The following is a 12,909-nucleotide window of genomic DNA, read 5'->3' on the forward strand; positions in this document are numbered from 1 at the left end:
AACTTCTTCCCCGTCAGAGGATACTCCAGGCGCGGAAGCGTTCGCGCCCGGTGATTTCGCGAAGCTGCAGTTCGGCGGTAAGCCCGAGTGCGCCCTGCGGGGTGACTCCGAGTTCCTTGGCGATGATGCCGGCGGATACCACCGGACGCGCAATGACGAGATCAACCAGCTTGGGCAGCTTCGAATTGGCGCGTTTTCCGACCAGCCGTCGCTCCAGCTGCAGCTTTGCCAGAACCAGCCGGTCATGCGTTTTCAACCCCAGTTCGGATGCCAGTTCGAAACCTTCGAGGATCGCCAGCAATCGCGTCTGGCGATCCGGGGCGTGACGGCGCTCGCGCGCGACCGCGCGCAAGCCGGAATTGACGGCGGCGAGATGGGCCCCGGTACTCGCTTCTCTCCTGAGGAACGAAGCAACAAGCTGGCGGCCGAGCCAGGGGATATGTTGAAGAACCTGCAGCCGGTTCCAGGCATCGAGCAGCAGCGCCGCACGCAGGACGGCAGGCAGTTCCGCCGTCTGCGCGAACACTGCCCGCCATTCCGCCAGGCGTTCCTCCTCGTCCCAATCCGCATCGTACACCAGCGGATCCCGCTCGGAGCGGCTGGTGCGCGCCGAAGGCGCGATCACGCCGTCGAGCACGGCGCTGCTGCGCGCCAGCAGCGCGTCTATCTCCGCAAACTCGGCGCCCACCTCATCATCCGCTGCGTCGTCGCGGTCGCCGTTGCCGGCCACAGCGCCATCCAACGTCGGCGAAACCGATACCGCCATCTGGTCGCTACGCTCTCCGTCCGCACGTCCGCGCAGGCGTGCCAGCCCCGCAGCCGTCAATGCCCAGGGCGGCGGCTGATCGAAGATCTGGCGCCGCGCGCGAAGCACGGAATGGGCGATCGTCAGCTCGTGCGTCGGCGTGCGCACGTCCATGCGCGCATCGTGCAGGACGAGATCCTCCACATGCACCAGTTCGCCGTCGACCCAAAGCGAGGCGGCGGCGTCCTGAAAGTCCTGGCGTTGCAGAAACCCCTCGCGGATCGTGGAGCGCAAGACGCGCTCGTCCATCCGCGCCAGCGCCTCCACCGCCCTGCAGCAGGGCAGAAAGAGCGCCGCGAGATCGAGATTGCGCGTGTCGTAGTGCATGGCGGCACGATGTCCGACTCGCTCAACGAAAGCAAACGATGTGTTTTCTTTCGCCAATTGACAGCAATCGTGAAGCCAGCTCAGATCACATAATCGGCCGTGACATTCAGCGAGGCGATGAAGCGTTTGGTGCGCTCGCGCTCCGGCTGCGAGAAAATCTTGCCCGGTGGGCCGCTTTCCACGATGGAGCCGCCGTCGAGGAACACGACCTTGTCGGCGACGCGGGAGGCAAGCCGCAGGTCGTGCGTGGCCATCATCATCGTTGTGCCTTCGCGGGCGAGCCGCCCCAGAACATCCACCACCTCTTCCGCCAGCTCCGGGTCGAGCGCCGAGGTCGGTTCGTCGCACAGTAGCACACGCGGCGAAGGCGCAAGCGCACGAGCGATCGCCACGCGCTGCTGCTGCCCGCCGGAGAGCGTCGCCGGCCAGGCATCGGCCTTGTGCGCCATCCCGACTTTTTCCAGCAGCTCCATCGCCCGCGCCCGCGCGCGTTCCGCTGGCCACCGCAGCACGGTCACCAGCCCCTCCATCACATTTTCCACCGCGGTACGGTGGGGGAAAAGCTGGAAATTCTGGAACACCATGCCCGTCTGCCGGCGCAGGCGTTGGATGTCGGCCCAGCCGACCCGCGTGCCTGGCGAAAAGGTCAGCACATCCTCGCCGATGCGCACCGAGCCGCTGGTCGGCGTCTCGAGCAGGTTGACGCATCGCAATAGCGTGCTCTTTCCCCCGCCGGACGGCCCGACGAGCGCCGTCACCGTGCCCTCGGGCATGTCGACACTGACATTCTTCAGTACGACATTGTCGCCGAAACGCTTCTCGATGTTCGTCAACTCGATCATGCGCGTGCCTCCAGGAACCCGCCAAAGCGGGCAAAGCGTTTCTCCAGCCGTACCTGCAGCGCGGAAAGCACCGAGCTCATGGCGAGGTAGACCAGCGCTGCGAGGATGTAGAGGATCAGCGGTTCATAGGTGGTGGCGACGATGCGCTGCGCCGTCTGGAAAAGCTCCGGGACGGTGATCGCCGCTGCAAGCGAGGTATCCTTTACCAGCGATATGAAGGTGTTGGACAGCGGCGGCACCGCCGTGCGGCCCGCCTGCGGCAGGATCGTGCGGCGCATCGCCTGCCCCCAAGTCATGCCGATCGAATAGGATGCTTCCCACTGGCCGCGCGGCACCGAGGCGATGACCGCCCGAATGATCTCCGACGTATAAGCGCCGATGTTGAGCGTGAAGCCGATCAGGGCCGCCGGAAACGCATCGAGCAGGATGCCGATGCTCGGAAGACCGTAGAAAATCACGAACAACTGCACCAGCAACGGTGTGCCGCGAAAGATCCACACGTAGAAGCGGGCGATCGCCACGAACGGTGCGGCCGCGAACAGGCGAACGATCGCGACGAGCAGCCCGAGCGAAAGACCGAAGGCGAACGACAGGAGCGTCAGCGGAACCGTGAAGATGAGGCCGGCCCACAGAAGCGGGCCGAGCGACTCGAGCATCAATTGAAGCCAGTGCGGCAAGGCGGACCCCGGAAACAGGCGCCGGACATGCGAACCGACGCGAAAGCTGCGAAATGCGGGCAATCTACAGGAGGAGCGGCGGCCGCGTCACCTCGTTTTCGAGGAGCAGCGTTTCGACGACTAGCAGAAACCCCGGAAACACGGTCCGTGCTCCGGGGCATCCATCCAGATCTGGGAGTTTTATTTGGAGACGTCCTGGCCGAAATACTTGTCGGAAATCTTCTGATAGGTGCCGTCGGCCTTGATTTCGGCCAGCGCCTTGTTCAATGCCTCGACCAGTTCGGGCTCGCCCTTGCTTACGATGATGCCGGAGTAATCGGCGCCCGGCTGTTCAGCCACGATCTTCACGTTCGCATCCGGCTTCTGCTTCTTGAAATCGAGGAAGGAGAGGCTGTCGTTGATCGTCGCGTCGGCGCGGCCGGTCAGCACCAGCTGGATCGACTGGTCGAAGCCGTCGGTGCCGACAAGCTCGGCCCCGTTCTCCTGCGCGAGCTTGCCGAAATTGGAGGTGAGCGACTGGGCGGACTTCTTGCCCTTCAGATCCGCGAAGCCCTTGATGCTGTCGTCGTCGGCGCGGACGATGAGCACGGCCTTGGAGGCGATGTAGGGATCGGAGAAATCGTACTTCTGCTTGCGTGCATCGGTGATGCCCACCTGATTGATCACCGCGTCATAGCGGTTGGCATCGAGACCGGCGATCAGGCCGTCCCACTTGCCCTCCAGGAACTCGGCCTTGACGCCCAGGCGCTTGGCCACCTCCTCGCCGATCTCGACGTCGAAGCCGACGAGCGTGCCCGACTTGTCGTGATAGGTGAAGGGAGCGTAGGTACCTTCGGTGCCGATCTTGAGGACGCCGGCGGACTGGATCGCAGCGAGATTTTCGCCGGCATGTGCCGGAAGCAGGAAAGCCGCCTGCAGGAGGGTGGCAGCGGCAAGGGTCTTGAACCAGGACATGTCGATCTCCGTATCTGGTATTGGCTGGTGATCATTAGATCGCAGAAATTTTGGTCGCGCGGAGCGCAGAAAACTGCGCTCGAAACCGGCAGATGCAGAAAATTTTTCCCATTCGGTCAATTTTTGCGCACATCTACCAGCCGCGCGGCCGGCGAGACGCCTATGATATCTAGCGGACCGGGTCGGAAAGTCAGGGGCTGAGCAGGCCTGCGTAGGAGACGGCGGCGGCAAGTCACAGCCCTGCCTCCGCAGGCCGCCACGATCTGGTCGGCCAGTCGAGGTGTCTTTTCGCCCGCATTGTTTGGCAGCACAGACGCTCGCTTAGGGATGCCTCGACAGCAATTTCAGCGTCTCATGGTCCGGCACGCCTTCATAAAAGCGCGACAACGCCTGTTCGAAAAGCGCCGGATCATCGCCCACCGCTGCAAACAACGTCAGACAGGACTGCAGCTTCCTGTCATCGGGAGAACCCATGATCGCATGCGCCGGCTTGTCGGGGACGGCAAGAAGCGCTGCCACGCATTCGCGGAGCCTGCCGCCGAGAATGGGGTCGGCGAGATAGGCCCGCGCCTCGCTTCGGGAGCGGATCGCATAGCGTTGCGACATCGCCGACAGGCCGAGTCCTTCGAACTGCGGAAAGACGAACCACATCCAGTGGGTTTCCTTCCGCCCGCGCTTCAACTCTCCGAGCGCCTGCGAATAGGTCTCCGCTTGCGCCTGGTGAAAGCGACCAAGTTCGTAGGTGGCATTATCGGCCATCGCTCCATTCTTCCCTGGATGCAAGCGCCGCAGCCGGGATCCTTCCCTACTTTCCGCCGAGCCTGCGGAGCTCTTCGCGCGCCACCTCCGCCAGCGGATGCTTCGGATGGCGGCGGATGAAAAGATCAAAGGCCTCTGCCGTTCCACTCTGGCGTGCCAGATCGAATTCCTCCTGGACGGCGATGTTCGGGTCGCGCGCCGGCGCCATGGCGGGCGCCGAGGCCGCGCCGGCCGCCTCCGAGGCAAGGGGGGCGACATGGAGGCCCGCAGCCACGGCAGCACCCACGGCCATCCTGCCCATCCGCATCGGTCGCTTTTTCTCGTTCATCCGCCTATGCCTACACGCTTACCGCGGCATTACCAAGGCCGCTCGAGACGGGCTGGCGCCGTCGTCAACGCGGCGGACGATGGTGACGCTCGCACGCGCCGCACTGGGCGAGCGTCTCGATCACCTTGCATTCGGCGATCGTGCCGTGACTGCAATCAGAAAGCGTGCGCTCGAGTTCCGCCTCCAACAGCTTCAGCCGGGCGATCCGTTGCCGGACGTCGTCGAGCTGACGTCGCGCGATTTCGTCGGCATCGTGGCAGGGCATGTCGGGGTGCGAGGAAAGATCGATCAGTTGTCTGATGGCCTCGATCGAAAGTCCAAGGTCGCGGGCGTGAAGAATAAACACGAGCCTGTCATAGTGGCGCGCGGAGTAACGGCGCTGGTTGCCGGCGTTGCGTTCTGGTTCAGGCAGAAGGCCGATCGCCTCGTAGTAGCGGATCGTCTCGACCTTCGACCCGCCGGCTGCGGCGAGCTTGCCGATAGAAAAGACGCGTTCCATGAATTTTTCCGCTTGAAGCTCTAGTGACTACAGGAATTATAGGTGGTGCAAATCAAAGAGATTTGCAATGCACGATCACCGTCCCGAAGTTTCGGCCACGTCCTCCCGCGCGGAGGACCACAAGCACCAACCGGCTGCGCACGAGGGCCATGCCCCCGACTGCTGCAGCGGCGCTGCGCACGCCCGTGGGACCGCGGCAGAGCCTTCCGGTCGACGCCACGACCACGCTCATGACGAGCATGCGGGAGATGCGCACGGCGATGGCGAAAGCTGTGCATCCGACGGCGACACGATCGCCGACGCAGCCCTCCCGGAGGCGATCGACGGCTATCGGCGCCTGCGTATTTCCGGGATGGACTGCGCCAGTTGCGCGAATACGATCCGCACGGCCGTGGGCGGCATGGCAGGCGTTTCGGACGTCCGCGTCTCGGTCACCCGGGAAATGATGTCGGTCGCGCTCGACGAGACAAAGACGCCGCTTGCAGCCGTGCGCGAGCGCGTCGAAAGCCTTGGCTACGGCGCCGAGCTGCTGACCGAAGACGCGCCCGCGCGGCGACCGGTGCCTGTCGCGTGGTGGCGAACCTTCAAAGGACTGCATGCCATCGTCGGCGGCGCTGCCACGGCGCTCTCCTTCGCCGTCAGCCATTTCTCGCCGCAGATGGGGCACTGGATGTTCATCGCGGCGGCGATCCTGCTGGCGCTGCCGTTTGCGCGCCGCGCGTTCGCCGCGGCAAGCGCGGGCGCGCCGTTCACGATCGAGATGCTGATGACGATCGCCGTTATCGGTGCGGTCCTGATCGGCGAGCCGGCCGAGGCGACGGTCGTCGTCTTCCTTTTTGCAAGCGGAGAAGTTCTGGAAGCCTATGCGGCCGGGCGCGCCCGTGCCGGCATCCAGGCGCTCGCCTCCCTCGTTCCCGATCGGGCGTTCATCGAGGAGGACGGGGTCGTCCGCGAAATTCCCGCCTCCGAGATACGTCCCGGACAGATCGTGCTTGCCCGCCCCGGCGACCACGTCGCTGCCGACGGCACCGTCGTCGAGGGGCGCGCGCATCTGGACGAAGCGGCCATTACCGGCGAAAGCGTTCCGGTTTCGCGCGGTCTGGACGAGAAAGTTTTCGCAGGTTCCATCGTCCTCGATGCGGCGCTTAAGATCCGCGCCGAAAAGACGGCGTCAGACAACACGATCGCCCGCATCGTCCAGCTCGTCGAGGAGGCGCAGGACGCCAAGGCGCCGGCCGAACGCTTCATCGACGCGTTCTCGCGTATCTACACGCCACTGGTTGCAGCCCTCGGGTTGCTGGTCGCCGTCATTCCGCCGCTGTTCCTCGACGGCGACTGGGACACGTGGATCTATCGCGGCCTCGCCCTTCTCCTGATCGGCTGCCCGTGTGCGCTGGTCATTTCCGTACCCGCCGCGGTGGCCTCGGCGCTGTCGTCCTCCGCGCGTGCCGGTATTCTCGTCAAGGGCGGCGTCATTCTGGAAACGATCGCCAAGGCTGACGTCGTGGCCTTCGACAAGACGGGCACGCTGACGAAGGGCAAGCCGGCGGTAACCGAGGTTCATGCCGTCGAAGCCGGCGCGGACGAACTGCTGGCGCTTGCATCGGCCATAGAGGCGGGATCGAACCATCCGCTGGCAGAAGCAATCGTTGCCGAGGCGAAGGCGAAAGGACTGGTGCCGGTGATCGCATCAGGCGTCAAGGCACTGGCGGGGCGCGGCGTTTCCGGCTCCGTCAACGGGCGTACGATCTTCATCGGCGCGCCACGTTTCGCAGCCGAGGAGGGCAAGATCGGTCCGGCGCTAGCAGACAGAATCAAGACCATGCAGCAGGCCGGCAATACCATCGCCGTGATCATCGCCGATGGCGTCGGCATCGGGGCCATCGCGCTACGCGACGAGCCGCGCGACGACACCCGCGAGGGGATAGAGGCGCTCAGGGCTCTCGGCATCGAGACTGTCATGCTTTCCGGCGACAATCCGGCTACGGCGGCCGCCATCGGCCGTGCTCTTTCCATCGACGACGCGCGCGGCGGACTGTTGCCGGCAGACAAGGTCAACGCCTTGAAGGCGATGTCGCAAAAGCGCGGCGTGGTGATGGTCGGTGACGGCATCAACGATGCGGCGGCACTGGCAGCGGCAAGCGTCGGCATGGCGATGGGTTCCGGCACCGGGCTGGCGCGCGAGACCGCAGGCGTGGCGCTGATGGGCAACCGTGTCGTGGATGTCGCGCGCGTGATCACGCTCGGCCGGGCGACCATGGCGAACATCCGCCAGAACGTCGCCATCGCCCTCGGCCTGAAGGCGGTATTCCTTGTCACCACGATCTTCGGCATCACCGGCCTGTGGATTGCCGTCTTCGCCGACACCGGTGCGACGGTGCTGGTGACGCTGAATGCGATGCGCCTGCTGCTGCCGGGTGCGGGAGCGATCGGCGCAAAAACGCACGCGGCCTAGGGTCTGCCGCGCTGCGCCGGCATGGCCTGCGCTCCGTCGTAGTGATAGAATTGCTGCCGCTTTGTCCACGGTCGGATGGAGGGGCAGATGAGACGATTGCTGGCAGCGACGGGCATTCTTGCTACATCGGCATTTTTGCTTCTTGCATCCACCATCATTGCGGCCGCCGCTCCGCCGGACGAACTCGTGGCGGCGGCGCAAAAGGAAGGCCGGCTTGCGGTGATCGCCCTGCCGCGCGACTGGTGCAATTACGGTCGCATCATCGACGGCTTCAAGGCGCGGTACGGCCTGGCGGTGGACGAATTGCAACCGGAAGCCTCTTCAGAGACGGAGCTCGAGACAATTCGGGCAAGTCGTGGCAATGGCGATCCCATTGTGCCGGACGTCATCGACGTGGGTCTGTCCTTCGCGGAAGCCGCGAAACAGGAGGGTTTGCTGCAGCCCTACAAGGTATCGACCTGGGATTCCATTCCCGACGCGGCGAAGGATGCCAACGGCTATTGGTACGGCGACTACTATGGGCTCCTCGCCTTTGAAGTGAATGCCGACCGTGTCGCCCGGCTGCCCGTTGATTGGCCAGATCTCGCATCGCCGGAGTTCAGGAATGCGATCGGGATCGCCGGCGCGCCAGGCTCGAACCAGACGATCCAGACGGTGCTGGCTGCGGGCCTCTCGGCGACGAATGGGCGGATCGAGGAGGCTGCTCAGCGCGGACTGGAGTTTTTTGCCGAACTGAACCGGCGCGGCAATCTCCTACCCATGATTGGCAACGCCGAAACCCTCGCTGACGGCCGCACACCGGTTCTGATCCGATGGGATCATCTGGCACTCGGCGATCGCGATGCTCTTGCAGGTAAGACCCGCATCGCCGTTGTCCGTCCGCGAACGGGCATTGTCGCCGGCATTTATGCGCAGGCCATCAGCGCATATGCGCGGCGTCCGAATGCTGCACGGCTATGGATGGAATATCTTTATTCGGATGAGGTGCAACTGATCTTGCTGTCCGGCCGCTGCCACCCGATCCGGCTCGGAGCGCTGCTGCGGGACCGCAAGGTTCCGGCAAACCTTCTGCAGGACCTGCCAAGCCCCGAGAGCGACGGAAAGGGCGGTCGCGCCGAACCCGTATTCCCCACCGTTGAGGAACAGCGGCGGGCGAGGGACATCATCCTGAAGGGTTGGGACGGCATTGTGGGGGTCACAATCGAGTGCAGGCCGCCCGAGGAGCCGGATCCCGGCCCGATCTCCGGGCAGCGCGCGCCCATTCAGGCAGCGGACGCCTCGCGACAGTGCCTCCCGCCGTCACAGACGGTTCAATAGCGTATTGGCAGGAAATGCCCCCGTCTGTCGTCGCGCGAAACCGTGAACGTTCTCAAAACGTCGGCGGGGTATTGATCCAGATAAGCACCGTCTCTCCGTCATGGCGGTTGCGCCAGGAGTGATGGCGGCGGCTGTCGAAGTAGAGCGAGTCCCCCGGGCCGAGGTCGTGAAACTCGTCCCCGTCCAGCACCATCTCGAAACGACCGGAAAGCACATGGATGAATTCCTCGCCCTCGTGCCGGTATGCCCCGTCGCTCGAGGCGCCGGGCGAGAGCACAAAGCGATGGCAATCCATCATGTTGCGCCCGTCCGCCAACACTTGCACTGTTACGCCCGGCGATGTCTCCGGCCAGAACTTCCACTCGCCGGCGCGCACGAGGCTGCGCCTTTCGGCCTCGTCCTCGCCCGAAAGCTTCGAAACCGTGGTGCCATAGTATTCCGCAAGGTCGTGCATCACGCGGAATGTCACACCCTGAGACGTGCGTTCGAACGTCGAAAGCACGGAGGTTGCAATGCCGATGTCGCCTGCGACCTGATCGAGCGTCCTGCCGGCCGCATGGCGCAAGGCGCGGAACTTGCGGCCGACCCCAAGCGATGCATCGCCATCGACGAACGGGACAGAGACGCCCGCCTCTGCACCGGCGTCCTCGCTGTCCAGCGCCTGGCGTATCGCCGCCGGGTTAAGGCCTCGCTCGGTGCGGTACCAGGCGATTTTCTTCAGTCGCGCCACGTCGTCGGCACTGTACTGGCGGTGGCCGGTGTCGGAACGTCCCGGCACGACCAAGCCCTGACTTTCCCAAAGACGGAGCGTGGACGCGGATACGCCGGCCATGCGGGCCGCCTCCGCCACCTTGTAGTGAACGCTGTCCCGCTCGTTCATGCCAATCAACCCTGATTCCTGTATAATCGCCGCGTTATAACAGCTTGCGAAGCGGTGCGTGGCATGGCGTTTCCCGCCGTTGCCCAAAGTGCCGTTCAGTAACAAAATACCCGTTGCAATCTTACAGAAAAAATGTAGCTATTCCACCAAGTCTTGCAGAAAAAATGCAAGATATAGCCTTTCTCTAGCGCCAGGATCTGCATCATGACCGCGACCTCCTCTCTTACAGACCGCAAGAACGCTGCCATCTCCCGTGGGGTTGGCATGACGACGCAGATTTATGCCGACCGCGCCGAGAATTCGGAGATCTGGGACAAGGAAGGCAACCGCTACATCGACTTCGCAGCGGGCATCGCGGTGGTCAACACCGGCCACCGGCATCCGCGCGTCATCGAAGCGGTCAAAAAGCAGTTGGACCGCTTCACCCACACCTGCCACCAGGTCGTTCCCTACGAGAACTACGTCGAGCTTGCCGAGCGCCTGAACGAGCTCGTCCCGGGCAATTTCGCCAAGAAGACGATCTTCGTGACGACGGGTGCGGAAGCCGTCGAAAATGCGGTGAAGATTGCTCGCGCAGCCACCGGCCGCCAGGCTGTCGTAGCCTTCGGCGGCGGCTTCCATGGCCGCACCTTCATGGGCATGGCGCTGACCGGCAAGGTCGTCCCCTACAAGGTCGGCTTTGGCGCGATGCCGGGCGACGTCTTCCATATCCCCTTCCCCGTCGAGCTGCATGGCCAGACAGCAGAACAGTCGCTCGCTTCCCTGAAGAAACTGTTTGCCGCCGATGTGGACCCCAACCGCGTCGCCGCGATCATCATCGAGCCGGTACAGGGCGAAGGCGGGTTCTACCCGGCCACCACGGCATTCCTGAAGCAGATCCGCGAGATCTGCGACCAGCACGGCATCCTGTTGATCGCCGACGAAGTGCAGACCGGCTTCGCCCGCACGGGCAAGCTCTTCGCCATGGAGCATCACGGCGTCGTGACCGACCTGACGACGATGGCCAAGGGGCTGGGCGGCGGCTTCCCGATTGCCGCTGTGACCGGCCGAGCCGAAATCATGGACGCACCCGGCCCTGGCGGCCTCGGCGGCACCTATGCCGGCAACCCGCTGGGTGTGGCCGCGGCACATGCCGTACTCGACGTGATCAAGGACGAGGATCTCTGCGACCGCGCCACCAGCCTGGGCAACCGCCTCAAGCAGCGTCTTGAATCGCTGCGGGAAAAGGTTCCGGAAATCGTCGACGTGCGCGGACCCGGCTTCATGAACGCCGTCGAATTCAACGACGCGACGACCAAGCTGCCGAGTGCCGACTTTGCCAACAAGGTGCGGCTCAAGGCTCTTGAGAAGGGCCTGATCCTGCTCACCTGCGGCGTCCATGGCAACGTCATCCGCTTCCTTGCACCACTCACTGTGCAGGACGAGGTGTTCGCCGAAGCGCTCGACATCCTCGAAGCCGCGATCATCGAAGCCCGCGGCTGACACAACCGAAACGACAACCTGCCGCAGCGACCACGCCCGGACGAAACAGTCCGGGCGCACCCTGCGTGATACCTGAAGGAATGACGAAATGGCCTTCTACGACGCCCTTACCAGGCACCTGAAATCGAAGGATTTCCTGCGCGATTCCGGCTATGTCGACGGCAGCTGGGTCGGTGGCAATGGCACGGCGACCTTCGATGTCCTAGATCCCGCGACCGGCGAAAAGCTCGCGACGCTGCCGGAAATGGGGGCGGCGGAGACCGCTGCTGCGATCGACGCCGCATACAAGGCACAAGGGCCCTGGGCCGCACGGCCTGCCAAGGAACGCAGCGCCATCCTGCGCAAGCTGCACGACCTCATGATCGCCAACGCCGACGAACTGGCGGCGATCCTGACCGCAGAAATGGGCAAGCCTCTCACAGACGCGAGAGGCGAGATCCTTTACGCCGCGTCCTATGTCGAGTGGTATGCGGAAGAAGCCAAGCGCATCAACGGCGAAACCATCCCCGCCCCGTCTGCCGACAAGCGCATGCTGGTGATCAAGCAACCCGTGGGCGTCGTCGGAACGATCACACCGTGGAATTTTCCCTCCGCGATGATCGCCCGCAAGGTGGCGCCGGCGCTCGCCGTCGGCTGCACGGTCGTTTCCAAGCCGGCGGAACAGACGCCTCTGTCGGCGCTCGCGCTTGCAGTGCTCGCGGAGAAGGCAGGCGTTCCCGCCGGCGTCTTCAACGTCGTCATCGGCACCGACGGCCCGGCGATCGGCAAGGAACTCTGCTTCAACCCGAAGGTCCGCAAGATCTCGTTTACCGGCTCCACCGAGGTCGGCCGCATCCTGATGCGCCAGTGCTCCGACCAGATCAAGAAGGTGAGCCTCGAACTCGGCGGCAACGCGCCTTTCATCGTCTTCGACGACGCCGATGTGGATGCCGCCATCGAGGGAGCGCTCGTTTCCAAGTACCGCAACGCAGGCCAGACCTGCGTGTGCGCGAACCGCATCTACGTCCAGTCGAAGATCTACGACACCTTTGCGGAGAAACTGGTCGCGAAAGTGCGTCAGCTATCGGTCGGCAACGGCTTCGAAGCCGGCGTCGCGATCGGCCCGCTGATCGAGGAGGCTGCCATCGACAAGGTGGAGGCGCATATCGCCGATGCGGTGTCCAAGGGCGCAAAGGTCGTTGCCGGCGGCAAGCGCGTCGACGGCAAGGGCACCTTCTTCAGCCCCACGATCCTGACCGGCGTGGACAGGACGATGAAGGTTGCCCGCGAGGAAACCTTCGGTCCGGTGGCGCCGCTCTTCCGTTTCGAGACGGTCGAGGACGTCATCGCCCAGGCGAACGACACGGAGTTCGGCCTTGCGGCCTATTTCTACGCCGCAGACCTGAAGAAGGTGTGGAAGGTCGCCGAGGCGCTGGAATACGGGATGGTCGGCATCAACACCGGCTTGATTTCCTCGGAGGCAGCCCCCTTTGGCGGCATCAAGCAGTCCGGCATGGGGCGCGAAGGCTCCACGCACGGCGCCGACGACTACCTGGAGATGAAGTATCTCTGCATGGGCAACATCGCCTGAAACCGGTACGCGAA

The 12,909-nt window shown here is 64.1% G+C and carries 12 protein-coding genes; 4 read left to right on the top strand and 8 right to left on the bottom strand.

The genetic code is table 11. The features are described 5' to 3' along the window. Positions 1–13: 13 nt before the first annotated feature. From CRO48_RS03165 to CRO48_RS03195, 7 genes are all read right to left on the bottom strand, one after another. Positions 14–1,132: an RHE_PE00001 family protein gene (locus CRO48_RS03165; RefSeq protein WP_097136292.1), complete on the bottom strand. Its 1,119-nt coding sequence runs from the start codon at positions 1,130–1,132 to the stop codon at positions 14–16. A gap of 80 nt (positions 1,133–1,212) precedes the next feature. Then, positions 1,213–1,974, bottom strand: coding sequence for an amino acid ABC transporter ATP-binding protein (locus tag CRO48_RS03170; RefSeq protein ID WP_097136293.1), 762 nt, complete (start codon positions 1,972–1,974; stop codon positions 1,213–1,215). After that, entirely contained in the window at positions 1,971–2,651 is a 681-nt protein-coding gene (locus CRO48_RS03175; RefSeq protein ID WP_097136732.1) for an ABC transporter permease subunit, read from the bottom strand. The genes CRO48_RS03170 and CRO48_RS03175 overlap by 4 nt, the downstream gene beginning before the upstream one ends. A 180-nt stretch (positions 2,652–2,831) precedes the next feature. Beyond that, positions 2,832–3,605, bottom strand: a complete 774-nt coding sequence (locus CRO48_RS03180; RefSeq protein ID WP_097136294.1) for an amino acid ABC transporter substrate-binding protein — start codon at positions 3,603–3,605, stop codon at positions 2,832–2,834. Between the two features lie 321 nt (positions 3,606–3,926). Beyond that, complete coding sequence (locus CRO48_RS03185; protein ID WP_097136295.1) at positions 3,927–4,364, bottom strand: DUF1810 domain-containing protein; 438 nt, start codon at positions 4,362–4,364, stop codon at positions 3,927–3,929. A 46-nt stretch (positions 4,365–4,410) separates the two neighbouring features. Further along, positions 4,411–4,692: a hypothetical protein gene (locus tag CRO48_RS03190; protein WP_097136296.1), complete on the bottom strand. Its 282-nt coding sequence runs from the start codon at positions 4,690–4,692 to the stop codon at positions 4,411–4,413. Between the two features lie 64 nt (positions 4,693–4,756). Further along, on the bottom strand, positions 4,757–5,191 hold the full coding sequence (locus tag CRO48_RS03195; protein WP_097136298.1) for a MerR family transcriptional regulator: 435 nt from the start codon (positions 5,189–5,191) through the stop codon (positions 4,757–4,759). A gap of 67 nt (positions 5,192–5,258) precedes the next feature. On the opposite strand from CRO48_RS03195, the gene CRO48_RS03200 reads away from it, so the two are divergent. Further along, a complete protein-coding gene (locus CRO48_RS03200) occupies positions 5,259–7,646 on the top strand; it encodes a heavy metal translocating P-type ATPase (protein ID WP_097136299.1) in 2,388 nt (795 codons plus the stop codon). 87 nt (positions 7,647–7,733) lie between these two features. Further along, complete coding sequence (locus CRO48_RS03205; RefSeq protein ID WP_097136300.1) at positions 7,734–8,963, top strand: ABC transporter substrate-binding protein; 1,230 nt, start codon at positions 7,734–7,736, stop codon at positions 8,961–8,963. 52 nt (positions 8,964–9,015) lie between these two features. Here CRO48_RS03205 and CRO48_RS03210 read toward each other — a convergent pair whose 3' ends face one another. Then, positions 9,016–9,843 carry a MerR family transcriptional regulator gene (locus CRO48_RS03210; RefSeq protein ID WP_097136301.1) on the bottom strand — a complete coding sequence of 276 codons (828 nt, stop codon included), beginning with the start codon at positions 9,841–9,843 and terminating at the stop codon, positions 9,016–9,018. Between the two features lie 204 nt (positions 9,844–10,047). Between CRO48_RS03210 and CRO48_RS03215 the strand changes: the two genes are divergently transcribed. Both CRO48_RS03215 and CRO48_RS03220 read left to right on the top strand, forming a co-directional pair. After that, entirely contained in the window at positions 10,048–11,325 is a 1,278-nt protein-coding gene (locus CRO48_RS03215; protein ID WP_097136302.1) for a 4-aminobutyrate--2-oxoglutarate transaminase, read from the top strand. An 88-nt stretch (positions 11,326–11,413) separates the two neighbouring features. Then, positions 11,414–12,895, top strand: a complete 1,482-nt coding sequence (locus tag CRO48_RS03220; RefSeq protein WP_097136304.1) for an NAD-dependent succinate-semialdehyde dehydrogenase — start codon at positions 11,414–11,416, stop codon at positions 12,893–12,895. The last annotated feature ends 14 nt before the right edge of the window (positions 12,896–12,909 follow it).

The sequence above is a fragment of the Rhizobium subbaraonis genome (assembly GCF_900220975.1).
GTDB classification, from domain to species: Bacteria; Pseudomonadota; Alphaproteobacteria; order Rhizobiales; family Rhizobiaceae; genus Mycoplana; species Mycoplana subbaraonis.

Excerpts from the sequence above, each read along its gene's own strand:
- CRO48_RS03165 (WP_097136292.1), bottom strand. The coding sequence starts at position 1,132 with ATGCACTACGACACGCGCAATCTCGATCTCGCGGCGCTCTTTCTGCCC.
- CRO48_RS03170 (WP_097136293.1), bottom strand. The coding sequence starts at position 1,974 with ATGATCGAGTTGACGAACATCGAGAAGCGTTTCGGCGACAATGTCGTA.
- CRO48_RS03180 (WP_097136294.1), bottom strand. The coding sequence starts at position 3,605 with ATGTCCTGGTTCAAGACCCTTGCCGCTGCCACCCTCCTGCAGGCGGCT.
- CRO48_RS03185 (WP_097136295.1), bottom strand. The coding sequence starts at position 4,364 with ATGGCCGATAATGCCACCTACGAACTTGGTCGCTTTCACCAGGCGCAA.
- CRO48_RS03190 (WP_097136296.1), bottom strand. The coding sequence starts at position 4,692 with ATGAACGAGAAAAAGCGACCGATGCGGATGGGCAGGATGGCCGTGGGT.
- CRO48_RS03195 (WP_097136298.1), bottom strand. The coding sequence starts at position 5,191 with ATGGAACGCGTCTTTTCTATCGGCAAGCTCGCCGCAGCCGGCGGGTCG.
- CRO48_RS03200 (WP_097136299.1), top strand. The coding sequence starts at position 5,259 with ATGCACGATCACCGTCCCGAAGTTTCGGCCACGTCCTCCCGCGCGGAG.
- CRO48_RS03205 (WP_097136300.1), top strand. The coding sequence starts at position 7,734 with ATGAGACGATTGCTGGCAGCGACGGGCATTCTTGCTACATCGGCATTT.
- CRO48_RS03210 (WP_097136301.1), bottom strand. The coding sequence starts at position 9,843 with ATGAACGAGCGGGACAGCGTTCACTACAAGGTGGCGGAGGCGGCCCGC.
- CRO48_RS03215 (WP_097136302.1), top strand. The coding sequence starts at position 10,048 with ATGACCGCGACCTCCTCTCTTACAGACCGCAAGAACGCTGCCATCTCC.
- CRO48_RS03220 (WP_097136304.1), top strand. The coding sequence starts at position 11,414 with ATGGCCTTCTACGACGCCCTTACCAGGCACCTGAAATCGAAGGATTTC.